We start from the raw sequence: 26953 nt of genomic DNA on the forward strand, positions 1-26953 counted from the left end.
GTCAGCTCCGTCGGCCGAGAGCCGTGACCAGATGGCCGGCCTCGAGCAGGACGACGTCGTTGCGGCCATGAGAGCGCGGCGCGAGGAGATCGACGCCGCCCTGGTCCGTAGCGAGGTGCTCACCGATCCCTCCGAGGTGCGTCGGCTGTCTCGCGAGCGGGCCCGCCTGTCGCGGGTCCTCAGTCACGCCGACGCCGTGACGGCACTGGCTGCCGACACCCAGGCCGCAGCCGAGCTGGCCGCCGAGGACGATGCTTTCAGCGCCGAGCACGACCGGCTGGCCGCGGACCTGGCGCGCGGCCGCGAGCAGCTCACCGAGCTGCTGGCCCCCTCAGATCCGCTCGATGACGAGGACGCCCTGCTGGAGATCCACTCGGGGGAGGGCGGCGAGGAGTCGGCGCTGTTCGCCGCGGATCTGCTGCGGATGTACCAGCACTATGCGGACTCGCTGGGCTGGCGGGTCGAGGTGCTCGACTCCCAGCCCACCGATCTGGGAGGTCTGAGGTCGGCGACGGTGGGAGTCCGCGGCACCACCGAGCGGCCCGCCTACGGAACCTTGAAGTACGAGGCCGGGGTGCACCGGGTTCAGCGCATCCCTGTCACCGAGTCCCAGGGAAGGGTGCACACCTCGGCCGTCGGGGTGCTCGTGATGCCCGACGTCGACGCCGCCCAGGTCGATCTCGACCCCGGCGACATCCGCGTCGATGTCTTCCGCTCCTCGGGGCCCGGCGGCCAGGGGGTGAACACCACCGACTCGGCGGTGCGCCTGACCCACCTTCCCACCGGCATCGTGGTGAGCTGTCAGAACGAACGCAGCCAGCTCCAGAACAAGGAGCAGGCGATGCGCATGCTGCGCGCCAATCTGATGGCGCTGGCCGCCGAGGAGGCGGCCGACGAGAACACCCGGATGCGCCGCGACCAGGTGCGCTCGGTCGACCGATCCGCCCGGATCCGCACCTACAACTTCCCGGAGAACCGTCTCACCGATCACCGGATCGGCTACAAGTCGCATCGCCTCGACCAGATCCTCGACGGTGAGCTGGAGGATCTGGAGACTGCTCTGCATGACGATGAGGTGGCACGGCGGGTGGCGGCGGCCAGCAGGGCTCGCCGGTGAGGGCCGGAGGGCGCGGTGTCGCAGCGCTGCTGGGACAGGGTGCCGGCAGCTTGCGGGCCGCCGGACAGGAGTCCGCCCCGGCCACCGCCAGGCTGCTGCTGTGTCATGTCCTGGAGGTCGATCCCACCGGCCTGATCCTGGCTGCGCCGCCGACCGATGAGCAGGTCGGCCGATACTGCGACCTGGTGGCGGCATGCGCCGCCGGTCGGCCGGCGCAGTACCTGATCGGCGAGGCCTGGTTCCGCGGCGTGCGCCTGGCGGTGGGGCCCGGGGTCTTCATCCCCCGTCCGGAGACCGAGCTGGTCGTCGGGGCGGCGCTCGAGGCCTGCCGATCCGCTGCGGTGTCCGACCGCCGCCCAGTGGTGGTGGACCTGTGCACGGGTTCGGGGGCGATGGCCGCCGCGCTGGCCGGTGAGCTCCCGGAGGCCCGGGTGCACGCCGTGGAGGCCGATCCACACGCTCTGGAGTGGGCCGCCAGGAATCTCTCCGGTACCGGCGTCAGTCTCCACGCCGGCGACGCCCGCCGGTTGCCCGAGGGGGTGGCGGGGCAGGCCGATGTGGTGATGACCAACCCGCCCTACCTGCCACTGGCCCTCAGCGACCAGGTGGCGGCCCAGGTGATCGACAACGAGCCGACGGCGGCGCTGTTCTCCGGTGCCGATGGACTGGATCTGATGAGGGATCTGGTACCTCATGCCGCTACTCTGCTGCGGCCGGGCGGATCACTGGTCATCGAACATGATCCGAGCCAGCACGAGAGCCTGCCCGAGCTTCTCGTCCGGGACGGTCGATGGTGCAGGATCTGCGATCACGACGACCTGACCGGGCGTGCCCGCTTCGTCACCGCATGCCGCAGTGCCTGAGCCGGGCAGAAGACCGACTGGTGGAAGAATGACAGGCATGGATCCAAGTGAAGACACTGACGGTGAGGTGACCGGGGCGGTGGCCCCTCAGGTCGTCGACGCGGGCCAGGGCCCGGAGGGGACCGACCAGACCGTGGGGACCGACCAGACCGTGGAGACCGACCCAGCGGTGCAGACCGAGACCATCGACATCTCGGATCCGCAGGCACTGAGCCGTGCCGCCGCCCTCCTCAAGGAGGGTGAGTGCGTGGTCCTGCCGACCGACACCGTCTACGGGATCGGCGCCGATGCGATGGACCCGATCGCGGTCCAGCGGCTGCTGATGGCCAAGGGACGGGGGCGCGACATGCCACCGCCGGTGCTCATCGGAGACGCCGCGGTGCTGCCTGCCCTGTGCGACCGGGTACCGCCGGCCGCCCAGTCCCTCGCCGAGGCCTACTGGCCCGGTGGGCTGACCTTGATCTTCCATGCCCAGCAGGACCTCACGATGGACCTGGGGGAGACCAACGGAACGATCGCGGTTCGGGTCCCGGATCAGGACTCCGCCCGGGACCTGCTGAGGATCACCGGCCCGCTGGCGGTCAGCAGCGCCAACAGGTCTGGTCAGCCGGCTGCGCTGAGCGCCCAGGAGGCCGCCGGCCAGCTGGGCACCTCGGTGGCGCTCTACCTGGATGCCGGGCCCTCGAGGATCGGTGAGGCCTCCACCATCATCGACTTCGCCTCCACCGACCAGGGCAAGGTGGTGAGGCAGGGGGCGCTGTCCCTGGCCGAGATCCATCTGATCGCCCCCGATGTGGTGGCACTGGAGGCCGAGGAGCCCGAGCCGGCGCCCGAGCCCGACTTGACACCGGACTCGGCTGGGAGCGCCGGCCAGGCCCCGACCATCGGAGATCCGCCGAGCGAGGACGAGAACTCCGGTACGGCCGACTAGATGCGCGAGTACTCCCTGGTCATGCTCGTCTCGGCAGTGACCACGTACCTGCTGGCGGGGCTCTGTCGGCAGGTGGCGCTGCGCGTCGGAGCGGTGGCCGAGGTCCGCTCCCGCGATGTGCACACCGTTCCCATTCCCTACTTCGGTGGGGTGGCAATGCTCGGTGGAGTCGGGCTGTCATGCCTGCTGGCCGACAACCTGCCTTTCCTGGGGCGTCATCCTCTGGTGGGCGACGACGCCTTGACGATCTGCATCGCCGGTCTGGTGATCTGCGCGGTGGGGGTGGTCGATGACCTTCTGGACCTGCCGGCACTGGCCAAGGCTGCCGGCCAGGTGCTGGCCGCCGGGATCGTGGTGAACGGCGGAGTGCGGCTGTTCTGGATCCCGCTGCCCAATTCGATCATCGCGCTGGGAACACCCACCTCGATCCTGGTGACGGTGCTCATCATCGTGCTGTGCGCCAATGCCGTGAACTTCGTCGACGGTCTGGACGGGCTGGCCTCGGGAGTGGTGGCGATCGGCTCCATCGCCTTCTTCATCTACACCTACCTGCTGGCCTATGAGCAGGACTTCGTGGTCGCCACCACAGCCTCCCTCATCACTGCGGTGACCGCCGGGGCCTGCTTGGGCTTCCTGCCTCACAACTGGCACCCGGCACGAATGTTCATGGGGGACTCGGGCGCCCTGCTGCTCGGGCTGCTGCTGGCCTCCTCGACGATCTCGCTCACCGGCCAGGTGGATTCCAGCGCGCTGGTGGCCCGCGACGGTGGACTGGTCCCCGCCTACCTACCGATCGTGCTGCCGATGGTGGTGCTGTGCATCCCCCTGTTGGATCTGGTGATGGGATATGTCCGGCGCACCCTGCACGGCACCTGGTTCTTCGTCGCCGACAAGAAGCACATCCACCACCGGTTGCTGGCCCGCGGCCACTCCCACGTGAGAGCCGTGCTGCTGATGTATCTGTGGTCGGCGGTGCTGGCCTTCGGCGCGGTGACGATGGGGCTGGCCAGAAGCCTGTGGTCGGTCGCAGCCTTCCTGGTGTCGCTGACAGTGGCCATCGTGCTCACCGTGGCCAACAACCATCCGGCCGGCGATGGCGCCGGCGGGGACTCCTGAGAGGCCCGTCCCGGTGAGATTCAGGCCGGTGGGACCGGCGCCAGCATCAGGACAGCAGCAGGACCACACCGGCCGTCAGTTGGCCGCCCTGATGTGGGGGGCGATGGGATGGGCCCTGACAGCGACGGTGCTGGCGGCTCTGGGATGGGCGATCCTCGGCGCCAATCGGCCCGCCGACCTGCTGGCCTCACTCATTGGATCGGGACTGGCGGTGGTCTTCCTGTCCAGCGGACTGTCCATCCACCTGCTGGCCCGTGGTGGATCCTTCGCTGGCGCGATGCTGCTCTTCCTGCTGCAGTTGGGGGTGCTGGGGGTGCTGGGTCTGCTGATCCTGCGCCAGGACGTGCTGGCCCGGGTCGGCAGCGGGCCGGTGCCACTGGCGGCGTCCATGGCCATGGTGGCGCTGGCATGGACCGCAGGAGTGGTCGTGGCGGGGGCCAGACGCCATCAGCGGATCCTCCAGGACCGCCGGGGGTAGCGCGGTGGGTCGGGCCTCGCCGGCAGGTCGGCGACAGACCCCGGCCCGGGCCGCGCGGCCGAGTTTTCAGCCGTCAGCCTGTGTCGGGTGGCTTCGGACGGCTCATCGGGCCGGTTTCAGCTGATAGAGTCTCTCGCGTCATGAACACATACGCGTCGTCGCGCAAGCCAGCTGGCGAGGGATCTGACGGATCAGGATCAGAGGACGCCATGGGCGTGCTCAGCTACGTTCTGGCCGGGTTGCTTCTCTACGGCGGGCTCGGTTGGTTCATCGGCCGGTGGCTCCATCAGAGCTGGATCTTTCCGATCGGCATGATTCTTGGTCTGGCCGCCAGCGTCTATCTCATCGTGAAGAGGTACGGGTCCGACGCCCCGATCTCCAGCGAGAGCGAGGAGGAGAAGTGAGCCACGGGTTGCTCGTGCCTCTCGAGTACCACACCCCAGGACTTGAGGACTTCAAGTTCCACGGCACTTTCGGCGTCACCTGGCTGGACAAGCCGTTCTGGCAGGTCATCATCTCCGCGGTTCTGGTGATTGGTCTGTGGCTGTGGCTCAGTCACTCGATGAAGGTGGTGCCCGGGAAGCGTCAGGTGTTCGCCGAGTACTGCTACGACTTCATCCGCAACACCTTGGCCCGCGACATCATCGGATCGGGTTTCCGGAAGTGGCTGCCCTACCTGGTGGCGTTGTTCAGCTTCATCCTGGTCAACAACTGGTTCGGCGAGTTCTTCATCTTCATGTTCCCGACCTTCTCCCATGTCGGCTTCGTGTACGGTATGGCGCTGGTGTCCTGGGTGGTCTACATCGCCGCCGGAATCCGGGCCCATGGTCCGCTGAAGTTCTTCAAGAACTCGATCCTGCCGCCCGACGTCCCGCCGGCCCTGTGGATCCTCATCATTCCGCTGGAGTTCCTGTCCAACTTCATCACCCGCCCGGTGACGCTGGCTCTGCGACTGTTCGTCAACATGTTCGCCGGCCACCTCATCATCATGATCTTCCTGGTCGGTGGCGGTTACCTGCTCACCTACTCCGGCAACCCGATGTACAACGTGACCGGCGGACTGTCGATCATCTTCAGTTTCGCGCTGTTCGGGCTGGAGCTGTTCGTGGGATTCCTGCAGGCCTACGTCTTCACCATCCTGTCAGCGCAGTACGTCTCCACCTCGATTGCCAGCGAGCACTGAGTCACTGGAGCTCTGAGAGACACCCCAAGTTTTCGTCCCCGCGAGTTGGGGACGTAGATGAGAAACGCCCCGGTGGGGGCATCAATCCGGAAGGACACACTTCATGGTTCCCATGCTTATCGGCGGTTCTCTGAACGCCATCGGATACGGCATCGCGACACTCGGCCCCGGCATCGGCGTGGCAATGATCTTCGCCGCCGTCATCAACGGCACGGCCCGCCAGCCCGAGGCCAAGCCCGCCATGATGAGCACCGCGTTCATCGGCTTCGCGGTCGTCGAGGCGCTGGCTCTGTTCGGCTTCGCGCTGGCATTCATCGTCTCGTGAGTACTGTCATGGCCGCGCCGTTGACAGTACTACTGGTCAATCTCGGGCCCTTGATGCCCGAGCATCCCATCGAGATCATCGCCGGCATCGTTCTGGTGCTGATCATCACCTGGGCCTGCGCCAAGTTCATCGTTCCTCGTTTCGAGGACATGTACCACGAGCGCTCCGAGGCTATCCAGGGCGGCATCGAGCGTGCTGAGAAGGCCCAGGCCGAGGCGAAGGCGGCCCTGGAGCAGTATCGGGCCCAGCTGGCCGGCGCCCGCGACGAGGCCGCCCAGATCCGTGAGGACGCCAAGACCCAGGGTGCCCAGATCGTCGAGGAGATGAGGGCGAACGCCGAGGCGGAGGCCAAGCGGATCTCCGCCCACGCCGACGCCCAGATCCAGGCCCAGCGGGATCAGGCGGTGGGGGAGCTGCGCCGCGAGATCGGCGGGCTGGCCACCAGCCTGGCAGGCCGTATCGTCGGTGAGTCCCTCGATGACGACACCAGGGTGCAGGCCACTGTCGACAGGTTCCTGGCAGAACTGGCGACCCAGCCGGCACGTTCGGCCCGGGCGGTGGACAAGGCATGACCTCCCCCGCAGGCCAGGCCGACCCCGCACCGTGGGGGGTCGCCGCCGAACGTACCGCCGCTCTGGACGCGGCCCTGGACGGCGTCCAGGTCACCCCGCACCTCAGCGACGAGCTGTTCGCCGTCGTCGATCTGCTGGTGGGCCAGCCTGCGCTGGCCCGTGCCCTCACCGATCCAGGCAGTGATCCGGCGGATCGTCGGGAGCTGGCTGCCCGATTGCTGGAGAATCAGGTCGGTCAGGCGGCTCTTCAGGTGGTCGGCGCCGCCATCGCGATCCGCTGGAACGGTCCCTCGGGACTCGTCAAGGGGCTGGAGCGACAGAGCGTCCGCGCGGTGCTGCTGACCGCAGCCGGCGAGGGCAGCGCCGACCAGGTCGAGGAGGAGTTGTTCCGGCTGCGTCAAGGAGTGTTGGGTGATCTCGACTTGACGGTGGCCATCGAGGACCGGGACCGTTCGGTGGCCGACCGCCGCGAACTGATCGCAGCCCTGCTGACCGGACAGGCGACGGCCCAGACCCGCACTCTCGCGCAGCGGGCGGTACCCACCAGCGGGAGCGCCTCCTATGTGGAGACTCTCGCCGGATACCTGGAGCTGTCGGCCGCCCTGCACGGCGCCTCTCTGGTCGTGGTGGTCACCGCTCGGCCCCTCAGCCAGGCACAACGCGCCGAGCTGGCGGGGCAACTGGAGAGGATCACCGGGCACTCGGTGGACCTGCGGGAGATCGTGGACCCGGCGGTGCTCGGCGGAGTCCGGGTGCAGCTGCGCGACGAGGTCATCGACGGCACGGTGGCCCGGCGTCTCGACCAGGCCCGGCAGACGTTGGGCTGACCAAGAATGTTGAATCCCCAAGAGCCTGAGAAGTTGAACCCCGAGTCAATGCTGAAGGAGAAGCAATGGCGGAACTGACGATACGTCCGGAGGAGATCCGTGACGCACTGGACAACTTCGTCCAGAACTACAGCCCGGAGGCGGCGACCCGCGAGGAGGTCGGGACCGTCATCACCTCCGGTGACGGCATCGCACGGGTGGCCGGGCTGCCGTCGGTGATGGCCAATGAGCTCCTCACGTTCGACAACGGGCGGATGGGCATTGCCCTGAACCTGGACGAGCGGGAGATCGGCGTCGTGGTGCTCGGCGGGTCCGAGGGCATTGACGAGGGCTCCACGGTGCGCGGCACCGGCGAGGTGCTCTCGGTGCCGGTCGGTGAGGGCTACCTCGGCCGGGTCGTCGATGCGATGGGCAACCCGGTCGACGGCTTGGGTGATATCACCGGGATCGAGGGACGCCGCGCCCTGGAGCTGCAGGCCGCCGGTGTGATGGATCGCCAGGAGGTCCGCGAGCCGCTGCAGACAGGTCTCAAGGCCATCGACTCGATGATCCCGATCGGCCGAGGCCAGCGCCAGCTCATCATCGGTGACCGCAAGACCGGCAAGACGGCGATCGCCATCGACACCATCATCAACCAGAAGGCCAACTGGGAGTCCGGCGACCCTGCCAAGCAGGTCCGCTGCATCTACGTGGCGATCGGTCAGAAGGGATCGACGGTCGCCGAGGTGAAGGGCTCCCTGGAGAAGGCCGGGGCGATGGAGTACACCACCATCGTGCACGCCCCCGCCTCGGACCCGGCTGGGTTCAAGTACGTCGCCCCGTACGCCGGTTCGGCCATCGGCCAGCACTGGATGTACCAGGGCAAGCACGTCCTGATCGTCTTCGACGACCTCACCAAGCAGGCCGAGGCCTACCGGGCGATGTCCCTCCTGCTGCGTCGCCCGCCGGGCCGCGAGGCCTACCCCGGCGACGTGTTCTACCTGCACTCGCGGCTGCTGGAGCGCTGTGCCAAGCTCTCCGACGAGCTGGGTGGCGGGTCGATGACCGGTCTGCCGATCATCGAGACCAAGGCCAATGACGTCTCGGCCTTCATCCCGACCAATGTGATCTCGATCACCGACGGCCAGATCTTCCTGCAGTCCGACCTGTTCAACGCCAACCAGCGACCTGCGGTCGACGTTGGCATCTCGGTCTCGCGGGTGGGTGGAGCTGCGCAGATCAAGGCCATGAAGCAGGTCTCGGGCACCCTCAAGATCGACCTGGCCCAGTACCGCGACATGCAGGCCTTCGCGATGTTCGCCTCCGACCTGGATGACACCTCACGATCCCAGCTTGAGCGTGGCGCCCGTCTGATGGAGCTGCTCAAGCAGGGTCAGTTCAGCCCCTACCCGATCGAGAACCAGGTCATCAGTGTGTGGGCCGGCACCACCGGGAAGCTGGACAATGTTCCGGTCGACGACGTGCTGCGCTTCGAGCATGACATGCTGGAGTACCTGGCCGGCCAGACCGAGGTGCTCAAGGAGATCCGGGAGACCGGGAAGTTCCCCGACGACCTCCAGAAGACCGCCGAGCAGGCGATCGAGAAGGTCAAGGAGTCCTTCAAGACCTCCGAGGGCAAGTACCTGGCTGGTCATGAGGAGTTCCAGCCGATGGATCCGGGCTCGATCGACCAGGCCCAGATCGTCCGTGCGAAGCGGAGCTGAGCGATGGCCGAGAATCTGAGACAACTTCGGGATCGTCGCGACTCGGTCGCGACGACCAAGAAGATCACCCGCGCGATGGAGCTGATCGCCTCCTCGCGCGTCCCGAAGGCTCAGCGCAAGGTCCGGTCGGCGGGTCCCTACGCCCACGAGCTGAAGAGAGCCATCTCGGCGGTCGCCAGCCACTCCCAGGAGGATCATCCGCTGACCCGCCCGGTGACCGATCCGGTTCGGCCCGGGGTGCTGGTGATCACCTCCGACCGTGGACTGGCCGGGGCCTACTCCTCCAATGCCATCAAGGCGGCCGAGGAGCTGACGGCCTCCCTGGAGGACCGCCAGGAGATCAAGGTGTACCTGTGCGGCCGCAAGGCCATCCAGTACTACGAGTTCCGGGAACGTCCTGTGGCGCACACCTGGAGCGGGTTCTCCGACGCGCCGACCTACCAGAACGCGCGCCAGATCGCCGACAAGCTGCTGGCTGACTTCCTGACCCCCACCGAGGAGGGCGGCCTGGATGAGATCCATCTCGTCTACACCCACTTCCACTCGATGCTGATCCAGCAGCCCCGCGTGATGCGGCTGCTGCCCCTGGAGGTCGTCGACTACGAGGAGGGCGAGGAGTCCGGGGAGCCGGAGGAGGACGAGGAGATCTTCCATCAGTTCCGCTTCGAGCCGGACGCGGCCTCGGTGCTGGACAACCTCCTGCCGCTGTATGTCGCCAACCGGATCCACTTCGTCCTGCTGCAGTCTGCGGCCTCGGAGCTGGCCAGTCGTCAGAGAGCCATGAAGTCGGCCACCGACAATGCCGAACAGCTCATCCAGACCCTCTCGCGCAAGGCCAATCAGGCCCGCCAGGCGGCCATCACGCAGGAGATCACAGAGATCGTGGGTGGCGCTGCCGCCCTGACAGATTCCACCCCCGAGGAGTGAAGAGAGAAGCCATGACAGCTACCGCGACCAGTACCCAGCAGGGCACCCAACAGGGCGCCACCGGCCGGGTCGTCCGGGTCATCGGCCCGGTCGTCGACGTCGAGTTCCCGGCAGGCCACCTGCCCGAGATCCTCAATGCCCTCCACGTCGAGACCCAGGTGATGGACAAGAAGCAGACCATCACCCTCGAGGTGGAACTGCACATCGGCGACAACACCGTGCGTGCCATCTCCTTGAAGCCCACCGACGGCATGCGTCGTCGTGCCGATGTCATCGACACCGGCGCACCGATCAGCGTCCCGGTCGGCGACATCACCAAGGGACATGTCTGGAACGTCACCGGTGAGGTGCTCAATGCCGACCCCGCCAGCGTGGAGATCACCGAGCGCTGGCCCATTCACCGAGAGCCGCCGGCCTTCGACGAGCTCGAGCCGGAGACCGAGATGCTGGAGACCGGCATCAAGGTTCTGGACCTGCTGACCCCCTATGTCAAGGGCGGCAAGATCGGCCTGTTCGGCGGTGCCGGCGTGGGCAAGACCGTGCTGATCCAGGAGATGATCTACCGCATCGCCCACAACTTCGGCGGCACCTCGGTGTTCGCCGGTGTCGGCGAGCGGACCCGTGAGGGCAACGACCTCATCAACGAGATGGACGAGGCCGGAGTGCTCAAGGACACCGCCCTGGTCTTCGGCCAGATGGACGAGCCCCCGGGCACCCGGCTGCGGATCGCACTGTCGGGGCTGACGATGGCCGAGTACTTCCGCGATGTCGAGAACCAGGACGTGCTGCTGTTCATCGACAACATCTTCCGGTTCACCCAGGCCGGCTCCGAGGTCTCCACCCTGCTGGGCCGGATGCCATCGGCGGTCGGCTACCAGCCGAACCTGGCCGACGAGATGGGCCAGCTCCAGGAGCGGATCACCTCGACCAAGGGTCACTCGATCACCTCGATGCAGGCCATCTACGTGCCGGCCGATGACTACACCGACCCGGCACCGGCCACCACCTTCGCCCATCTGGACGCCACCACGGAGCTTTCTCGTGACATCGCCTCGCGTGGCCTCTACCCGGCCGTCGACCCGCTCACCTCGACCTCGCGGATCCTGGACGCGCAGTACGTCGGCCAGGAGCACTACGACACGGCCACCCAGGTCAAGCAGATCCTGCAGCGCAACAAGGAACTCCAGGACATCATCGCGATCCTGGGCGTCGAGGAGCTGTCGGAGGAGGACAAGGTGATCGTCGGGCGTGCTCGCCGGATCCAGCAGTTCCTCTCCCAGAACACCTACACCGGTGCGAAGTTCACCGGGGTCCCCGGATCGACGGTGCCGATCAAGGAGACCATCGAGTCCTTCCAGATGATCTGCCGCGGCGACGTCGACCACATCCCCGAGCAGGCCTTCTTCAACGTCGGCAGCATCGAGGACGTCCAGAAGCGCTGGGACGAAATGCAGAAGAAGGACGCCTGATGGCTGCCCCGAAGCCGCTGCACGTCGACGTGGTGGCCGCGGATCGCCAGGTGTGGAAGGGTGATGCGGTCAATATCATCATCCGCACCACCGAGGGCGATATCGGCATCCTGCCCGGCCATGAGCCGATCTTCGCCAATCTGGTGCCCTGTGCTGCACGGATCATCACTGATGACGGCAAGCAGGAGGTGATCGCTGTCGACGGCGGATACGTGGCCGTCGACGACAAGGGCCACGTATCCATCCTGGCCCAGTACGCCAGCCGCTCCGGTGAGATCTCGCGGGAGGGCGCCCAGCAGGATGTCGACAAGATCTCGCGCATGATGGACCGCAATGAGTTCAGTGAGGACGACGTGCACCGCCTCCATCTGGCCCAGGCCCAACTGTTGGCGGCCAAACACATCGCCGCGCAGAAGGACTGAACGGCCATCGGCCGTGGGTGACTTCAGCATGCAGGTCACGATTCGATCACGCCGTGGCGCCCGGATGAGCATCTCATTTGGACCCCACGGTTTTTCGGTCTAGCGTTTCGCCATGGCCCCTTTTTCTGCTGATCCGGTGGTGGCGATGCTGTCGGGGGTCGGGTTCGAGTTCGGCCTGGTGCTGCTGGTCGTGGCGGTCGGGATGATCCTGGTGATGGGATGGCTGCTGATCCGCCACCAGTTGCTGCTGAGGCGCCGTGGTGTGTTCGTCTGCGGGCTGCGGCTGCTCGGCCGCGACAGATCCGGCGGACAGCGGGCCAGTGCATGGATGCTGGGGGTTGCCCAGTACTGCGGCGGAGACTTCAAGTGGTACCGGCCGATCAACCCGCTGTTGACACCGAGTCTGGTGATGCACCGTGGCGAACTCGCGATGGTGGAGCATCACCGACCCACTCCCAGTGATGACATCCCATTCCTGCTCGGTTCCCAGGTGGTCACCCTGTCCATCGCCACCGGCGGCAAGTGGAGCCGATGTCAGGTGGTGCTGGACCAGCAGATCCTCACCGGCATGATGAGCTGGCTGGAGGCGGCTCCTCCGGGTGGGGCGAACTGTCTCACGGCCCGCACCATCTGATCCACCAGACCGATCAACCTGGTACTCACGCCCCGGCGAGGATGCCGGGGCACTGCTGTCTCCGGGGTTCAGTCGTGGTGATGGTGCGGAGCCTCGGCATTGCGCTCACCGCCGGGCACCCACAGCACCTCGTCATTGGCCGTCTGACCGGCCCGGTTCGCCGCCCGCGAGAGGATGAACAGCAGATCAGAGAGTCGGTTCAGATAACCGATGGCCAGCTCATTGACCCCGCCCGGGGTGGTCTCGGGATCCTCGGAGGGCTGCGTGCCGTAGCGCTCCACAGCGATCCAGGCAGCCCTCTCGGCGGTGCGGACGGCGGTCCGGCAGACGTGCAGCTGGGCACCGACCCGGTTGCCACCGGGAAGGATGAAGGAGCGCAGGGTGGGCAGTTCCTCACCGAACTCGTCGCACCACCCCTCCAGACGCTCGATGCTGGTGGTCACCGTGCGCAGCGGCTCCCACTCGGGATGGGCCACCAGCGGATTGGCCAGATCGGCACCGACATCGAAGAGTTCGTTCTGGATGATGCCGAGGGCCTGCCGCTGGGACTGGCTCAACACCGACTCCTCGCCAGGTTCGCCATCGAGGGCCAGGGCCATCCCGATGGCGGCATTGGCGGCGTCGACCAGACCGTAGGCCTCGACGCGGGGATCGGTCTTGGAGGCCACCGAGTTGTCGACCAGCCGGGTCTTTCCGTGGTCGCCGGTCCGGGTGTAAATGCGGGAGAGAGTCACCATGGCGCCAGCCTACGACGTGGCCCGAATCCGGGGGGAGCGCTGCCCCCAGAGCGATCAGACGGATCGAAGAAAATGCTCCAGGACATGCACGAAGACCTCCGGCTGGTCGGCGTGCACCCAGTGCCCGGAGTTCTTGATCCGCACTCGCTGCACCCTGGGGAACAGGGCGGCCATCGCGGCCTGGTGGCCGTCATGGACGTAGTCGGAGTCCTCGCCGCTGATCCACAGCACCGGACCCGGCCAGCTGCGGCCGGTGGTCTCAGGCCAGCCGGCCACCCGATCCATCTGGGCGGCCAGCAGGTCCAGGTTCATCTGCCAGTGCCACTGATGTCGGGGCTCGGCGCTGATGTCGTGGCGCAGGTTCTGCAGCAGGAACTGGCGCACCACCGGATCCGGCACCCCGATCGACATCTGGGCCTGGGCCTGGCCACGGCTGCTCAGCTCCGCCAGGTTCAGCGATCTCATCGCGCGCACCAGCCGGTCGAAGCGCAGGTTCAGCGGGGAGACCACCGGTGCCATGTCGACCACGATGAGGCTGGCCACCAGATCGGGGAAGTCCAGGGCGGTGCGCATCACCACCTTGCCTCCCATCGAGTGGCCCAGCAGGTGAACCGGGGAGGCGGGGCTGACTCGTTCGATGACCCGGGCGACCGAGGCGGCCATCTGCGGGTAGCTGACCTGCTCGGTCCACGGCGAGCGTCCATGGTTGGGCAGGTCGACCAGGACGCAGCGCCAGCGCTGCGGATCGTCTGCGACCAGGTCCTTGGCCACCCGGGTGAAGTTCTTGCCCTGGCCGAAGACGCCATGGCACCAGACGACGGTCTGGGCACCGGAGCCGATCACCGTGGTGTGGAGCTGCGAGGTCTCGGGTCCGGAGCCGGACCGTGCCGCCGAGGGACCCGTCATGGCCGCGACTGCCAGCAGCCGGTGTGCCAGTGGCGTCTCTGGGAGACCGGGGACTCGGTACCGAAACCGATGGCGTCGTGCGGCCAGGCGACGATATGAGGGGTGCCCGGAGGGATCGGGTGCAGACAGCCGGGACAGGTGTAGATCTTGGTCGCCCGGCCGGCCGGGACATTGCGCACCACATGGTCCCCGTCGCGCTTGGTCTCGCAGTGCGGGTACGAGCCCCCCGCCAGCGGCCTGGTCGGGTGCAGCCGGCGGCTGCTGCGAGTCTTGTGACGGCCCATGGCCCCGATGATAGCGGGACGCCGCCGGCTCTCTCCCGGCGGTAAAGTCGACTGTCGTGCGACTCGTGATAGCTCAGTGCCAAGTGGACTACAGCGGCAGACTCACCGCCCATCTGCCCTGGGCCAAACGGCTCCTCATCGTCAAGGCCGACAACTCGGTGAGCATCCACGCCGACGACCGGGCCTACAAGCCGCTGAACTGGATGAGCCCGCCGTGCTCGATGGTGGTGCGCGAGCCGAGGGCCGACGAGGCCGCGGCGACCGGCGACGCCGATGCCCGGATCGAGCAGGTCTGGGAGGTGGACGCCACCACGGGTGACCATCTCCAGGTGCTCCTGGGAGTTCGCTATCTCGACGTCACCGAGGAGCTGGGAGTCGACCCGGGCCTGCAGAAGGACGGCGTCGAGGCCCATCTCCAGGAGCTGCTGGCCGAGAACCCGCAGGCCTTCGGCGATGGCTGGACGGTGGTCCAGCGGGAGTACATGACGCCGATCGGCCCGGTCGATCTGCTGTGCCGTGACGCTGAGGGCTGCTACGTCGCGGTCGAGGTGAAGCGCCGCGGCGAGATAGCCGGGGTCGAGCAGCTCACCCGGTACCTGGACCTGATGAACCGGGACCACCTGCTGGGCGACCATGTCATCGGCGTCTTCGCAGCACAGCAGATCAGACCCCAGGCCAGGGTGCTGGCACAGACCCGTGGGATCGACTGCCTGACGGTCGACTACGACGCGCTGCGCGGGATGGACCACCCCGAGGACAGGCTGTTCTGACCAGCGGGCCTGCTGACTACTCCAGCACGGTGGTGGGCTCGTCGGACCCGGCCTGCTGGCTGGCGGGGCGGATCATCGTCTTGTCGGCCTCGCCCGGCTCGCTCTGCGACGATTCGGCGGGGGCCTGCTGCTGGGGGGAGTCCGAGGAGTCCTTGGCGAAGGGATCGGTGCCCGGGAACTCCTTGTCGGCCTGTGCCGCCAGCTGCTGAAGACTTCCGAGCTGGGCGACCACCGCCTCACGATGCTGCTGGAGCGCGGCCACCTCGCGCTCCAGCTGCTCCTTGCGCCAGGCGTACTGCTCCTCCAGACGTTCCTTCATCATGGCCGACTGGCGGTGAGCCACCGCGATCCGGTTCTCGGCATCGCGGGCCGCCTGGCCACGGGTCTTCTCGGCCTCGGCGAGAGCCTCCTCGCGGATCTTCTCGGCGGCGACCGTCGCCTCCTCCAAGGACTTGCCGGCCTGCTGCATGTTCTCGTTGGCGCTGGCGCGCAGCTCGTCGATCTTGGCGACCGCCTGGTCGTGGTTGGTCCTGGCCGCGGTGGCGATCCGCTTGGACTCCTCGCGGGCCTGGCCGATCGCGGCGTCGGCATCCTGATGAGCCTTGGTGGTCGTCTCGGCGGCCTGGGCCTTGGCATCGGCGGTCAGCTGGGCACTCTCCTGCCGGGCCGCCTCCAGGGCGGCATCGGCCTGCTGATGGGCGCCATTGAGCAGCGCGTCGGCCTCCTGCCGGGCCTTGGCGCTGATGGCGGAGCCCTCCTTCTGCGCCTCCTGCAGGATCTCGCGGGCCTGGGCCTCGGCGTTCTGGCGGGTGGCCTCGGCATGCACCTTGGCGTCATTGAGGACCGAGGCCGCCTGTGTCTTGGCCTGGGTGAGCAGGGTGCCGGCCTGCTGGCGGGCCTGATCGATGGAGGACCGGGCCTCCTCGGTGGCCTTGTCCAGCATCTCGCGCTGGTTCGCCAACCCGGCGACCCGGATGTCATCGGCCTCGGTCTGGGCGGCCGACCGCAGATCGGCAGCCACCCGGCGACCCTCCTCCTTGATCCGCTCGGCCTCATTGCCGGCCTTGGCCACCAGATCCTTGGCCTGGGCCTCTGCGGCGGTGAGGATTCCGGTCGCGTGCACGCCCAGCCGGGCGAAGTCCGACTTGTCGGCCTCCTGCTCGGCGGTGGCGACCTCGTGACGCAGGTGCCGGGTGAGCTGCTTGAGAGTGGAGACCTGCTGCTCGATCTCACGGACGTAATTGTCGACGCTGGTGCGGTCATAGCCCCACATGGCATGGGCGAAACTGCCTGCCGCGCTCGCACTGTCGTCGAAGAGGTTGAGGCCGGTCTCCTCGTCGACGGGCACCTCGCTGCCAGGCGTGACTGGTTCGCTCACCACGGGCTCCTTCCACTGAGATCGCTACCGACACCACGCTACCAATGTCGCCAGGTCGAACGGTCGGCGACCGGCCGGTTTCCGGGACTCTCATCATGACCGGCTGGACGCCTGCGGCGCAGGACCCGTCAAGGTCCTGCGCCGCAGTGCTGGACGGCGTCGTCGCCGTCACCGGTTCGGGTCGGTCGATCCCGGTTCAGTCCTTGTAGGGCATTCCGCCGGCCGGGGGCTCGGTGATCTCGATGAGCAGTCCACCGGTGTACTTGGGGTGCAGGAAGACCACCCGGGAGCCGGCGGTGCCCAGGGAGGGCTGGTCGTTGATGAACTTGGCGCCGCGCTCCTTGAGGATGGCGATCGTCTTGTCGATGTCGTAGGTGCGGTAGCACACCTGCTGGATCATGTTGCGGTTCTTCGAGAGGTACTTGGCGATGGTGCTGTCCTCGCCGTAGGGGGCGAGCAGCTGGACGACGGTGCTCTCCTCGCCACGCTTGCCGGTGGCGATCATCGCCTCCTCGACGCCGTGTCCGGGGTTGGTCTCACGCAGCAGCACATGGAAACCGAGCACCTCGGTGTGGTACTTGATGGCCTCGTCCATGTCGGGAACGGCGTAGCCCACGTGGTCGATGCACGCGAAGGGATCGTTGTTGAAGTTCTCCATGCCTCTTATCCTTCCACCCCGGTCGGCGCCAGTGACATCGGGGCCCGCCCAATGGCGCCGCTGCCGGCTGGTGGCGGATCCGCCCGGTAGCGGCGTTGCGGCTGGCGCCCCGGGGCCCACTGGGACACCATCAGTGATGGAATGTCCAGATCCCGGCTGCGGGATCCCAGCCGAGGAGACGCCGTGAAGAAGTTCCTGACGACGACCATCGCCGTCTTCCTGATCGCCTTCGCGCTCTACTACGTCTTCACCGACCCCGAGGGGACAGCGGGAGTGGTGCGGGGATTCTTCGGCGGGATCTTCGGGTTCATCAGGGCCCTGGGCGGCTGATCGGCGCGCCGTGTCGGCCCTGACCCGTAAGCTGCGAGGCTTCATCGACCCCGATGTGGACCGTCGGCTGCTCGCCAGCGAGGGCGAGTTCATCATCGACGAGGTCATCAAGCACTGGGTCACGCTGGTTCCCCCGATGTGCGCGCTGGCTCTCAGCCTGGGCTGTTACATCGCGATGGTGAACGCCGGTGCGGCCTGGTGGCTGTTGATGGTGCTCGGGCTGGCGCTGGACGTCTGGGCGGTGATCCGGATGTTCCGGATCCACATGGACCGGTTCGTCATCACGAATATGCGGGTCTTCCGGGTGCACGGGGCCATCAATCAGCACCTGGCGACGATGCCGATGACCCGGATCCTCGACATCTCGGTCGAGCAGCCCTTCCTCGGGCGGATCCTGGGCTACGGCCACTTCGTCTTCGAGTCGGCCGCCCAGGACCAGGGTCTCCGGGTGATCCGCTACGTCGGACATCCCGAGCAGCGCGACCTCACCATCCAGCGGGTCATCCAGGTGGCCGGGCTGCGCACCAATCTGGCTCATCCCAGGTAGTCCGGGGACGGCGCACCGCGCCGCCCCGGACGAACCCGGCAGGAACGGCGGTCAGCTCAGAGCGGCGTCCACGACCTCCTTCGCCTGGCCCTGCACCTGGGCGAGATGCTCGGCGCTGAGCAGCGACTCGGCGTAGATCTTGTACTTGCTCTCGGTGCCCGAGGGTCGGGCTGCGAACCAGGCGTGCTCGGTGATGACCTTGATGCCGCCGATCGCCGCGCCGTTGCCGGGGGCCTCGGTGAGCACCTTCTCGACCTTCTCACCGGCCACCGTGTCGGCGGTGACGTCGGAGGGGGACAGCGCCTTGAGGCGGGCCTTCTGCTCACGGCTGGCATCGGAGTCGATCCGGGCGTAGTAGGACCTGCCGAATCTCGCCTCGATGTCGGCGTAGTGCTGGGAGGGGGACCGTCCGGTGACGGCCTGGATCTCACTGGCCAGCAGGGCCAGCAGCAGGCCGTCCTTGTCGGTGGTCCAGGTCTTGCCCGACAGGTCGAGGAAGGAGGCTCCCGCCGACTCCTCGCCGCCGAAACCGATGTCTCCGGTCATCAGCCCCGGTACGAACCACTTGAATCCCACCGGCACCTCGACCAGGGTGCGGCCGAGCTCGCCGACCACCCGGTCGATGAGGGAGGAGGAGACCAGGGTCTTGCCCACCCCGGCGTCCGGCGACCAGCCCGGGCGGTGCGAGTAGAGATACTGGATCGCCACCGCCAGGTAGGCATTCGGGTTCATCAGCCCGGCGTCGGGGGTGACGATGCCGTGCCGGTCGGAGTCGGCGTCATTTCCGGTGGCGATGTCGTAGTCGTCCTTGTGGGCGATCAGCGAGGCCATCGCGTTGGGGGAGGAGCAGTCCATCCGGATCTTGCCGTCGGTGTCCAGGGTCATGAACCGCCAGGTCGGGTCGACCGTCGGGTTGACGACGCTCAGATCCAGTCCGAGATGCTCGCTGATGTACTGCCAGTACTGCACCGAGGCGCCACCCAGCGGATCGGCGCCGATGCGCACCCCCGCCCTGGCGATCGCCTCGATGTCGATGGCATTGCGCAGGTCCTCGCAGTAGGCGGTGCGGTAGTCGTGGCGGATGACGTCGGCCTCGACCTGCTCGTAGGGCTTGCGGCGGATCCCGGCGGGATTGCTCAGCAGCTCATTGGCGCGTGATGCGATCCAGCTGGTCGCGTCGGTGTCAGCGGGGCCGCCGTGCGGCGGGTTGTACTTGAAACCGCCGTCGCGCGGCGGGTTGTGGGAGGGGGTGACGACGATGCCATCGGCCCGCGGACCCTGGTGGTCGCGGTTGTGGACGATGATCGCCCGGCTCACAGCGGGGGTGGGCGTCCATTCATCCTCGTGCTCGGCCATCACCGTGACATCGTTGGCGCGCAGCACCTCGATGGCGGTGCGCCAGGCCGGGCCGGACAGCGCGTGGGTGTCCTTGCCGATGAACAGCGGACCGGTGATCCCCTGCCCGGCGCGGTACTCCACGATGGCCTGGGTGGTGGCGGCGATGTGCGCGTCGTTGAACGCTCCATCAAGGGAGGAGCCGCGATGCCCGGAGGTGCCGAAGACGACCTGCTGATCCGGATCGTGGGGGTCGGGTGTGATGTCGTAGTAGGCCGAGAGGACCGCGTCGACGTCGATGAGATCTTGTTCCTGGGCGGGTTGCCCAGCGCGTGGATGAGCCATGTGCCTCATCCTGCCACCGTTGCGCTCCCGGAGTGCGGCCGGATCCTCGAGGTCGGCGCAGATGGGCCTGTTCAGTGGTACACAGGCCTTTCTCAGCATGCTTGAATTGGGGACATGTCAGCTCAGTCGTTCAATCGTCCTGGAGCCGTGGACCTGTCAGATCTGGCGGCCCGGGCTCAGTCCAGCAGTGCACCGGCCTCCGCCAGCGCAGGATCCCCCGGCCCCACCGGCGCCAGCTGGATCGCGCTGGTCGATGACGAGCAGGGGTTCAATGACTACGTCCAGAAATCACTGCAGCACCCGGTGCTGATCGAGTTCACCTCCGCGCAGGCCCATTCCGAGACGATGGACGCCGATCTGGACCAGATCACCAATGAGGCGGCCGGTCGCTGGATCCTGGTGCGTGTCGACGCCGACAAGGCTCCTCAGCTCGCCCAGGCGCTGCAGATCCAGGCGTTGCCCACCCTGCTGCCGATCGTCGGCGGTCAGCCGGTATCCCAGCCGATCCAAGGCACCCTGTCGGCCGACCAGATCCGCCAGCTCACCGATCAGGTGAGCCAGCTCGCAGTGGCCAATGGGATCGCCGGTAACGCCGCCCCGGTGTCCCAGGCCGCAGTGGCCGACACCGGTCAGGACGCCGGTCCCGACCCGCGCACCACGGCTGTCGAGGCCCTGATGGATCAGGGCCGCTATGACGAGGCGGTCGCCGGGTACGACGAGCTGCTGGCCAAGAACCCCGCCGACCCGGTGCTCACCGCCGGCCGGGCCAGGGCCGCCCTGTTGAGCAGACTGGCGGGAAGGAATCAGGAGGCCGTGCTGGCGGCCGCCGATGAGGCCGGCTCCGATGTCGACGCCCAGCTCGCCGCCGCCGACGTCGAGTTGATCGGGGGAGATCCCGGTACTGCCTTCCGGCGGATCCTGGCGGTGATCCGCACCTCCCGCGACGAGGATCGGGAGAAGGCGCGGCTGCGGCTGCTGGAGCTGTTCGAGATGGTGGGCGACGATCCGACGGTGGCATCGGCACGCAGGGCGCTGGCCGCTGCACTGTTCTGAGCCGTGAGGATCGGGGTCTGGCCATGACGCGCAACGGGTGTCCGCCGTGGAGCTGACCTCCAGGCCCCACCAGGGGCGGCAGGAGTTCATCTCGATCGGCACCGGCCGGTGGGATCGGCAGGGCTGCCCGCCGGCTTTCTTGCTCTCGGCGTGAGAAGTCGGTCGCAGTCGGCAACGGATCGCCCCTACGATTGGGCCCATGGACTGGACCGCGTACTCGGGAGCCCTCTTCGATCTGGACGGCGTCCTGACCCCCACTGCAGACATTCACCGCAAGGCATGGAGCGAGATGTTCAACTCCGTGCTGGCGAAGTATCCGGCTGCCAGGGCCTACACCGATGAGGACTACTTCCAGTTCGTCGACGGCAAACCTCGCTATGACGGGGTCCGTAGCCTGCTGGCGGACCGGGGGATCACGCTGCCCGAGGGCAGTCCCACCGACTCCCCGCAGGACGCCACCATCTGCGGACTGGGCAATCGTAAGAACGAGGTCTTCGTCAACGTGTTGGCCCGCGACGGGATCGGGCCCTATCAGGGCTCCCAGCGTCTGGTCGATGCGCTGGCTGCCCGCCGGGTCGAGATGGCGGTGGTGTCCTCCTCACGCAACGCGGACTCGGTGCTGAGAGCCTCCGGGCTGCGCAGCCGGTTCGATGTCGTCGTCGACGGACTGCTGGCGGCCAAGGAGGGGCTGGCCGGCAAACCGGCTCCCGACACCTACCTTCGCGGTGCTGAGCTGCTGGGCCTGGACCCGGCCCGGTGCGTGGTCTTCGAGGACGCCGTCTCGGGGGTCGAGGCCGGTGCTGCGGGGCATTTCGGACTGGTCGTCGGGGTCGACCGCGGAGTCGGCGCCGAGCGGCTGCTGGCATCTGGTGCAGATGTCGTCGTCAATGATCTTGAGGAGGTCATCCAATGACCCGTAATGGTGCAACGGGGTTGTTCGGGTCTCACGAGGATCCGATCGACCGGTTCCGATTCCCCGATGACCAGTGGGCTCTGGTGGAGACCAGACCGAGCACCGAGGATCTCGGCAAGACAGAGACCCTGTTCGCGATCGGCAACGGCTACCTCGGAATGCGCGGGAACCCCTCGGAGGGCCGTGACACCCACACCCACGGCACCTACATCAACGGCTTCCACGAGGTCTGGGACATCCACCACGCCGAGAACGCCTATGGCTTCGCCCGCACCGGGCAGACCATCGTCAACGTCCCCGACTCGATGCTCATGAAGCTCTACGTCGACGACGAGCCCCTGCTGCTGTCGGTCAACGAGCTGCAGTCCTACAAGCGTTGGATCGACTTCCGGGAGGGAGTGCTGCGTCGGGAACTGGTCTGGCGGACCCCGGCCGGCAAGCTGGTCCGGGTCGCCACCTCACGGATGATCTCCTTCACCCAGCGCCATCTGGCCCTGCTGAGCATCGAGGTCACCATGCTGGAGGGAGATGCCCCGGTGGTGATCAGTTCCCAGCTGCTCAACCGCCAGGACGGCCAGGACGAGTACCACGGCCGGGGCGGTCCGCTGGGCGTCGGGCTGGCGAACGATCCACGCAAGGCTGCCCGGCTCGGAGACCGGGTGCTGGAGCCCCAGGGCAACTGGCACTCGGACCGGCGGATGATCCTGGGGTACCGCACCGCGCGCTCCAAGATGACCCTGGCGGTGGGCGCCGACCACACCATCGAGACCGAGAACGCCTACGACGAGATCATCGACACCTCCCCGGAGATGGGCAAGAAGGTCTACCAGATCGAGGCCAAGCAGGGTCAGCCGATCCTGATCCACAAGGCGGTCGCCTACCACACCTCGCGCGGGGTCCCGGTGCCGGAACTCTTCGACCGGGTGAGGCGGACCCTCGACCGGGTCCGGGAGAAGGGCACCGAGGACTACTACCAGGACCAGCGCGAGTGGCTCGAGGAGTACTGGGCGACGGCCGATGTGAAGACCAAGGGGGCGCCGGTCGGCGTCCAGCAGGCGGTGCGCTGGAACCTCTTCCAGATCGCCCAGGCCGCGGCCCGCGCCGACCAGCGAGGCATCCCTGCCAAGGGGGTGACCGGTTCGGGTTACGAGGGCCACTACTTCTGGGACACCGAGGTCTACGTCATCCCGATGCTCACCTTCACCCACCCGCGGCTGGCCGAGAACGCCCTGCGGTTCAGGGTGAGCACGCTGTCGCAGGCGAAGGTGAGGGCCGCCGAGCTGTCGGAGCGTGGGGCGCTGTTCCCCTGGCGGACCATCACAGGTGAGGAGGCCTCGGCGTACTACGCGGCGGGAACCGCCCAGTACCACATCAATGCCGATATCGCCCACGCCCTCATGACCTATGCCTGGGCCACCCAGGACAAGAACTTCCTCTTCCACGACGCCGGACCGGTGATGATCGAGACCGCCCGGATGTGGGCCGATCTCGGCTTCTGGCGGATCAATGGCGGGCGCGAGTTCCACATCCACGGCGTCACCGGTCCCGATGAGTACACCACCGTGGTGAACAACAACTTCTACACCAATGTGATGGCCCGGGCGAACCTCTTCGACGCCGCCAGGCTGATGCGCCGGATGGCCGACGAGGACCCGCTGTGGTACGAGCACCTCTGTGGCCAGATGAATCTCACCGAGGAGGAGATCGGAGCCTGGGAGGAGTGCGCCGAGGGGATGGTGGTGCCCTTCGACGAGACCTTCGGGATCCATCCCCAGGACGATCAGTTCCTGGAACGGGAGTTGTGGGACCTGGCCAACACGCCGGCCTCCAAGAGGCCTCTGCTGCTGCACTACCACCCGCTGGTGATCTACCGGTTCCAGGTCCTCAAGCAGGCTGATGTGGTGCTGGCGATGTTCCTGCAGGGGCAGGACTTCACCAAGGCCGTCAAGCTGGCCGACTTCGAGTACTACGACCCGATCACCACCGGTGACTCCAGCCTCTCCTCGCTGGTCCAGTCCATCGTGGCGGCCGAGGTGGGCCATCAGGAGATGGCGATGGAGTACTTTCGCGAGGGGCTGTACTGCGACCTGTCGGATTCTCACGGCAACTCCTCCGACGGTGTCCATGTGGCCTCCACCGGGGGGATCTGGGCCTGTCTGGTCAACGGATTCGCCGGGATGCGGTTCTACAAGGGCAATGTCAGCTTCGACCCGAGACTGCCGGCCGACTGGGAGTCGATCAGCTTCCATCTGGTTCTGGCGGGCAGTGTCCTGGAGGTGGAGCTGGTGCGCGATGCGATCACCTTCACGGTGACCTCGGGCCGACCGCTGGATGTCACGGTGCGCGGTGAGTCGATCCACGTCGGCGAGGGGCCGGTGAGCGTGCCGCTGGCCGACCAGGGGCCGATCCGCGCCAGCCTGCACGGCAACCTTCCGGTGGCCGGGCTGCGCCGGGCCGACGGCTCCCTGGTCACCGCCGAGGTGCCCGAGTCGGTCTCCAGCGAGCACAATCCGGATCCGGCCATGGTGAGTCTGGCCGAGTCCCCGCGCGACTGATCCCGCTGGGCCCGGACAGACCGATGGCCGCCACCCCGAGCGGGGTGGCGGCCATCGGTCTGTCGGTCGATCGGTGGTGCCTCAGTTGGTGGTGACAGTGATCACCGGTGTCGAGGTGTCGACATGGTCGGCCGGAGTGCCGGTCACCTCGGCGAAGGCGAATCCATTGGTCACCAGCACCGGGGTGATGTTGGAGTATCCGGCGTCGGCGATCACCTTCTTGTCGAAGACCACCAGGGGCTGACCAGCGGTGACGGTGTCACCAGCCTTGACCTTGACGTCGAATCCCCTGCCCCCCAGCTCCACGGTGTCGATGCCGACGTGGATCAGCAGCTCGACGCCGTTGTCCAGGGCCAGCCCGAAGGCATGGCCCGACTCCGGGGCGGTGACCACTGTGCCGTCCGCCGGGGAGTAGACGGTGCTCTCCTCGGGATCGATGGCGACACCCTGACCGACCACTCCGGTGGAGAACACCGGATCGGGGATCTCGGTGATCGGTAGGGCTCGGCCCACCAGCGGAGAGGTGATCGTCAGCGTCCGCGTCGCGGTGTCCACCCCGCCGGCCGCGGCCGGGGAAGCGGAGGTGCTGACGGCGGTGACGTCGGGACTGACCGGCGCCGTGGCGTCGGCGTGGGCACCGGGCAGCACCGGTGCCGCCGGAGCGGCATCGGCCGCCTCGGTGGCGTTCTTGGCGGCCAGCGCCTCGGCCTTCTGCTCGGGGGTCCGGTAGTCGCGGATCAGCACCATGGTCATGGAGGCGAAGAACGCCGCGGCGATCGCGATGCAGTACAGCGGGATCTTGTTGAAGGCAGGGATGGTCAGCAGTGAGGTGAACACGAAGGCGCTGGTGTGCAGGCCGCCGCCGATGCCGATGATGACCCCGCCGATCAGACATCCGACCAGCATCGAGGGGTAGATCCTCTTGTAACGCAGGTGAATGCCGTACAGCGAGGGTTCGGAGATGCCGCCGACCAGGCCCGCCACCAGGGCGCCGGTGGCGGTCTGGCGCATGGTGGTGTCCTTGGCCCGGATCGACAGCACCAGCACACCGGCGGTGGCGCCGAAGCAGGCGAAGTTCCAGGCTCCCATCGGCCCCTGGATGTAGTCGTATCCCAGGGTCTGGATATTGAGCAGCATGATGGCGTTGATCGGCCAGTGCAGGCCCAGCGGCACCATGAAGGGGTAGACCAGCGGGATGACGATGGCGAAGATCAGCGCCGAGACGCTGTTGACCGCCGACAGTCCCTTGGCCAGGTAGGCGCCGGCGTAGACGCCGATCGGCCCGATGATGAAGGCCGTCAGCGGCAGCATGATCAGCATCGCCAGGAAGGGTACGAAGATCAGCTGGAGATTCTCCGGCACGAGCTTCTTCAGACCTCTCCACAGCGGCCCCAGGACTGCTGCCATCAACAGCGGCGGGAAGACCTGTGAGCCGTAGTCGAAGATCGTCAGCGGGGCTCCGAAGATGGTGACGATGTCGACCTGGGAACCGGCGATGGTGGCCTGGTGGGCGACGTCCTTGAGAGCCGAGAATCCCGGCAGCATGACGATCGCCATGATGGCGAAACCGACCCAGGGATCGGCGCCGACCTTCTTGGCGGCGTTGTAGGCGACCATCAGCGGCAGGAAGTAGAAGACCGTCTTCCAGGTGAGGTTCATGAACTGCCAGGAAGGAGACAGCGGGACCCGCGGGTCGGCCCAGTTGCCGATCACCCCCGTGGTCGCCATCAGCGACATGAAGGTGATGAACAGCGAGGCTCCCAGCAGCGGGCCGATCAGCGGGCGGAAGGAGTCGGAGAGGAACTCGAAGAAGCTGTCGAGCCAGCTGAACTTGCCGCGCGGGCCACCGGAACGGGCGGCTGCCTTGATCTCGGCATCGGACCTGCCTGCCGATCCGCCGGGTTGACCCTCGTGGGCCATCTCGGGCAGACCCATGATGTCGTTGAAGACGGTGGTGACGGCCCCTCCGATCACCACCTGATACCGGTCCCCGCTCTGGGGAACCGCCCCCATCACACCGGGGATCTGCTCGACGGTCGGGGTATTGACCACCGACCCGTCGACGAGCTGGAACCTCAGTCGTGTGGCGCAGTGGGTGAGACTGGCAATGTTGTCAGGCCCACCTACCGCCTTCACGATCTCGGAGGCTGGTGAGGACGAGGACATATCGTTGTCCTTCCTGAGACTGGAACTTCACGGTGTCCCGAACGGGACACCTGACAAGCATAGTCGTCGTCGCGCCGATGACCTCGTCCGGCTCCCCGAGGCCCGCTAGGTGTACTTCCCCGTGACGTTGTGAACGCGGGCTGAGGGGGTCTGGCCGCCGATCCCGGTGTGGGGTCTGTGGTGATTGTAGTGATGGAGCCAGGTCTCGTAGGCTGCGGCGCGCTCGGCTTCGCTGGCGTAGGGCTTCGCGTAGGCCCACTCGACGGCGAGGGTGCGGTTGAACCGCTCGACCTTGCCGTTGGTCTGCGGCCGGTATGGCCGGGTCCACTTGTGCTTCACATGGTCGCCGAGCGCGTCAGCGAAGGCGCCTGACCGGTAGCAGGAACCGTTGTCGGTCATCACCGCGGTG

29 protein-coding genes are annotated in these 26953 nt (G+C 67.2%); 21 read left to right on the plus strand and 8 right to left on the minus strand.

Annotated elements, in window-relative coordinates:
- The first annotated feature begins 31 nt into the window (after positions 1-31).
- From prfA to G554_RS0105500, 15 genes are all read left to right on the plus strand, one after another.
- Positions 32-1117, plus strand: coding sequence for a peptide chain release factor 1 (prfA, locus tag G554_RS0105430; protein WP_084648341.1), 1086 nt, complete (start codon positions 32-34; stop codon positions 1115-1117).
- Positions 1114-1980: a peptide chain release factor N(5)-glutamine methyltransferase gene (gene prmC / locus G554_RS0105435; RefSeq protein ID WP_051232513.1), complete on the plus strand. Its 867-nt coding sequence runs from the start codon at positions 1114-1116 to the stop codon at positions 1978-1980. The genes prfA and prmC overlap by 4 nt, the downstream gene beginning before the upstream one ends.
- A 37-nt stretch (positions 1981-2017) precedes the next feature.
- Positions 2018-2911: an L-threonylcarbamoyladenylate synthase gene (locus tag G554_RS14910; protein ID WP_425393339.1), complete on the plus strand. Its 894-nt coding sequence runs from the start codon at positions 2018-2020 to the stop codon at positions 2909-2911.
- On the plus strand, positions 2912-4027 hold the full coding sequence (locus G554_RS0105445; RefSeq protein ID WP_027587108.1) for an MraY family glycosyltransferase: 1116 nt from the start codon (positions 2912-2914) through the stop codon (positions 4025-4027).
- Positions 4028-4055: 28 nt separating this feature from the next.
- Positions 4056-4505 carry a cyanate permease gene (locus tag G554_RS14915; RefSeq protein ID WP_154654186.1) on the plus strand — a complete coding sequence of 150 codons (450 nt, stop codon included), beginning with the start codon at positions 4056-4058 and terminating at the stop codon, positions 4503-4505.
- 140 nt (positions 4506-4645) lie between these two features.
- The gene (locus tag G554_RS0105455) at positions 4646-4909 is read left to right on the plus strand and encodes an AtpZ/AtpI family protein (RefSeq protein WP_027587109.1); all 264 of its coding nucleotides are present in this window, start codon (positions 4646-4648) and stop codon (positions 4907-4909) included.
- Positions 4906-5688: a F0F1 ATP synthase subunit A gene (gene atpB, locus G554_RS0105460; protein WP_027587110.1), complete on the plus strand. Its 783-nt coding sequence runs from the start codon at positions 4906-4908 to the stop codon at positions 5686-5688. The genes G554_RS0105455 and atpB overlap by 4 nt, the downstream gene beginning before the upstream one ends.
- 103 nt (positions 5689-5791) lie before the next feature.
- Entirely contained in the window at positions 5792-6013 is a 222-nt protein-coding gene (atpE, locus tag G554_RS0105465; RefSeq protein ID WP_027587111.1) for an ATP synthase F0 subunit C, read from the plus strand.
- Positions 6014-6033: 20 nt separating this feature from the next.
- Complete coding sequence (locus G554_RS0105470) at positions 6034-6585, plus strand: F0F1 ATP synthase subunit B (protein ID WP_027587112.1); 552 nt, start codon at positions 6034-6036, stop codon at positions 6583-6585.
- Positions 6582-7412: a F0F1 ATP synthase subunit delta gene (locus G554_RS0105475; protein WP_051232518.1), complete on the plus strand. Its 831-nt coding sequence runs from the start codon at positions 6582-6584 to the stop codon at positions 7410-7412. Before G554_RS0105470 ends, G554_RS0105475 begins: the two co-directional genes overlap by 4 nt.
- Before the next feature lie 65 nt (positions 7413-7477).
- A complete protein-coding gene (atpA, locus tag G554_RS0105480) occupies positions 7478-9115 on the plus strand; it encodes a F0F1 ATP synthase subunit alpha (RefSeq protein ID WP_027587114.1) in 1638 nt (545 codons plus the stop codon).
- A 3-nt stretch (positions 9116-9118) separates the two neighbouring features.
- Positions 9119-10042: a F0F1 ATP synthase subunit gamma gene (locus G554_RS0105485; RefSeq protein ID WP_027587115.1), complete on the plus strand. Its 924-nt coding sequence runs from the start codon at positions 9119-9121 to the stop codon at positions 10040-10042.
- Positions 10043-10053: 11 nt separating this feature from the next.
- The gene (gene atpD, locus G554_RS0105490) at positions 10054-11511 is read left to right on the plus strand and encodes a F0F1 ATP synthase subunit beta (RefSeq protein ID WP_027587116.1); all 1458 of its coding nucleotides are present in this window, start codon (positions 10054-10056) and stop codon (positions 11509-11511) included.
- Entirely contained in the window at positions 11511-11933 is a 423-nt protein-coding gene (locus G554_RS0105495) for a F0F1 ATP synthase subunit epsilon (RefSeq protein WP_027587117.1), read from the plus strand. Before atpD ends, G554_RS0105495 begins: the two co-directional genes overlap by 1 nt.
- Before the next feature lie 112 nt (positions 11934-12045).
- Positions 12046-12567, plus strand: a complete 522-nt coding sequence (locus tag G554_RS0105500) for a DUF2550 domain-containing protein (protein ID WP_051232521.1) — start codon at positions 12046-12048, stop codon at positions 12565-12567.
- Between the two features lie 68 nt (positions 12568-12635).
- Here G554_RS0105500 and G554_RS0105505 read toward each other — a convergent pair whose 3' ends face one another.
- From G554_RS0105505 to G554_RS18305, 3 genes are read right to left on the minus strand one after another with little or no spacing between them, the layout of a single operon-like run.
- Positions 12636-13304, minus strand: a complete 669-nt coding sequence (locus G554_RS0105505) for a cob(I)yrinic acid a,c-diamide adenosyltransferase (protein ID WP_027587119.1) — start codon at positions 13302-13304, stop codon at positions 12636-12638.
- Positions 13305-13358: 54 nt separating this feature from the next.
- Complete coding sequence (locus G554_RS0105510; protein WP_051232522.1) at positions 13359-14210, minus strand: alpha/beta fold hydrolase; 852 nt, start codon at positions 14208-14210, stop codon at positions 13359-13361.
- On the minus strand, positions 14207-14494 hold the full coding sequence (locus G554_RS18305) for a hypothetical protein (RefSeq protein WP_245569958.1): 288 nt from the start codon (positions 14492-14494) through the stop codon (positions 14207-14209). Before G554_RS18305 ends, G554_RS0105510 begins: the two co-directional genes overlap by 4 nt.
- 56 nt (positions 14495-14550) lie before the next feature.
- Between G554_RS18305 and nucS the strand changes: the two genes are divergently transcribed.
- Entirely contained in the window at positions 14551-15264 is a 714-nt protein-coding gene (gene nucS / locus G554_RS0105520; RefSeq protein ID WP_027587122.1) for an endonuclease NucS, read from the plus strand.
- 16 nt (positions 15265-15280) lie between these two features.
- On the opposite strand, the gene G554_RS14925 is transcribed toward nucS, so the two are convergent.
- The gene (locus G554_RS14925) at positions 15281-16642 is read right to left on the minus strand and encodes a DivIVA domain-containing protein (RefSeq protein ID WP_051232524.1); all 1362 of its coding nucleotides are present in this window, start codon (positions 16640-16642) and stop codon (positions 15281-15283) included.
- A 196-nt stretch (positions 16643-16838) separates the two neighbouring features.
- Entirely contained in the window at positions 16839-17300 is a 462-nt protein-coding gene (mce, locus tag G554_RS0105530; protein WP_027587123.1) for a methylmalonyl-CoA epimerase, read from the minus strand.
- Positions 17301-17483: 183 nt separating this feature from the next.
- On the opposite strand from mce, the gene G554_RS16690 reads away from it, so the two are divergent.
- Both G554_RS16690 and G554_RS0105540 read left to right on the plus strand, forming a co-directional pair.
- Positions 17484-17630: a hypothetical protein gene (locus G554_RS16690; protein ID WP_245569959.1), complete on the plus strand. Its 147-nt coding sequence runs from the start codon at positions 17484-17486 to the stop codon at positions 17628-17630.
- Between the two features lie 19 nt (positions 17631-17649).
- Positions 17650-18177 (plus strand): PH domain-containing protein, encoded by a 528-nt coding sequence (locus tag G554_RS0105540; RefSeq protein WP_027587124.1) that lies wholly within the window; start codon positions 17650-17652, stop codon positions 18175-18177.
- Positions 18178-18228: 51 nt separating this feature from the next.
- Here G554_RS0105540 and pgm read toward each other — a convergent pair whose 3' ends face one another.
- Entirely contained in the window at positions 18229-19857 is a 1629-nt protein-coding gene (gene pgm / locus G554_RS0105545; RefSeq protein ID WP_027587125.1) for a phosphoglucomutase (alpha-D-glucose-1,6-bisphosphate-dependent), read from the minus strand.
- A gap of 105 nt (positions 19858-19962) precedes the next feature.
- On the opposite strand from pgm, the gene G554_RS0105550 reads away from it, so the two are divergent.
- The 3 genes from G554_RS0105550 (at position 19963) to G554_RS14930 (ending at position 24378) form a co-directional block, all read left to right on the plus strand.
- Entirely contained in the window at positions 19963-20910 is a 948-nt protein-coding gene (locus tag G554_RS0105550) for a tetratricopeptide repeat protein (RefSeq protein WP_027587126.1), read from the plus strand.
- Positions 20911-21109: 199 nt separating this feature from the next.
- Entirely contained in the window at positions 21110-21823 is a 714-nt protein-coding gene (locus G554_RS0105560; protein ID WP_027587127.1) for an HAD family hydrolase, read from the plus strand.
- Positions 21820-24378: a glycoside hydrolase family 65 protein gene (locus G554_RS14930; RefSeq protein WP_036924754.1), complete on the plus strand. Its 2559-nt coding sequence runs from the start codon at positions 21820-21822 to the stop codon at positions 24376-24378. Before G554_RS0105560 ends, G554_RS14930 begins: the two co-directional genes overlap by 4 nt.
- An 81-nt stretch (positions 24379-24459) precedes the next feature.
- On the opposite strand, the gene G554_RS0105570 is transcribed toward G554_RS14930, so the two are convergent.
- Positions 24460-26544 (minus strand): glucose PTS transporter subunit IIA, encoded by a 2085-nt coding sequence (locus tag G554_RS0105570; protein ID WP_027587128.1) that lies wholly within the window; start codon positions 26542-26544, stop codon positions 24460-24462.
- 105 nt (positions 26545-26649) lie between these two features.
- The coding region (locus G554_RS0105575) for an integrase core domain-containing protein (protein WP_027587129.1) at positions 26650-26953 on the minus strand (304 nt) is incomplete at its 5' end.

Origin of the sequence: Acidipropionibacterium thoenii DSM 20276 (assembly GCF_000423445.1) — a bacterium.
In the GTDB taxonomy this organism is placed as follows: domain Bacteria; phylum Actinomycetota; class Actinomycetes; order Propionibacteriales; family Propionibacteriaceae; genus Acidipropionibacterium; species Acidipropionibacterium thoenii.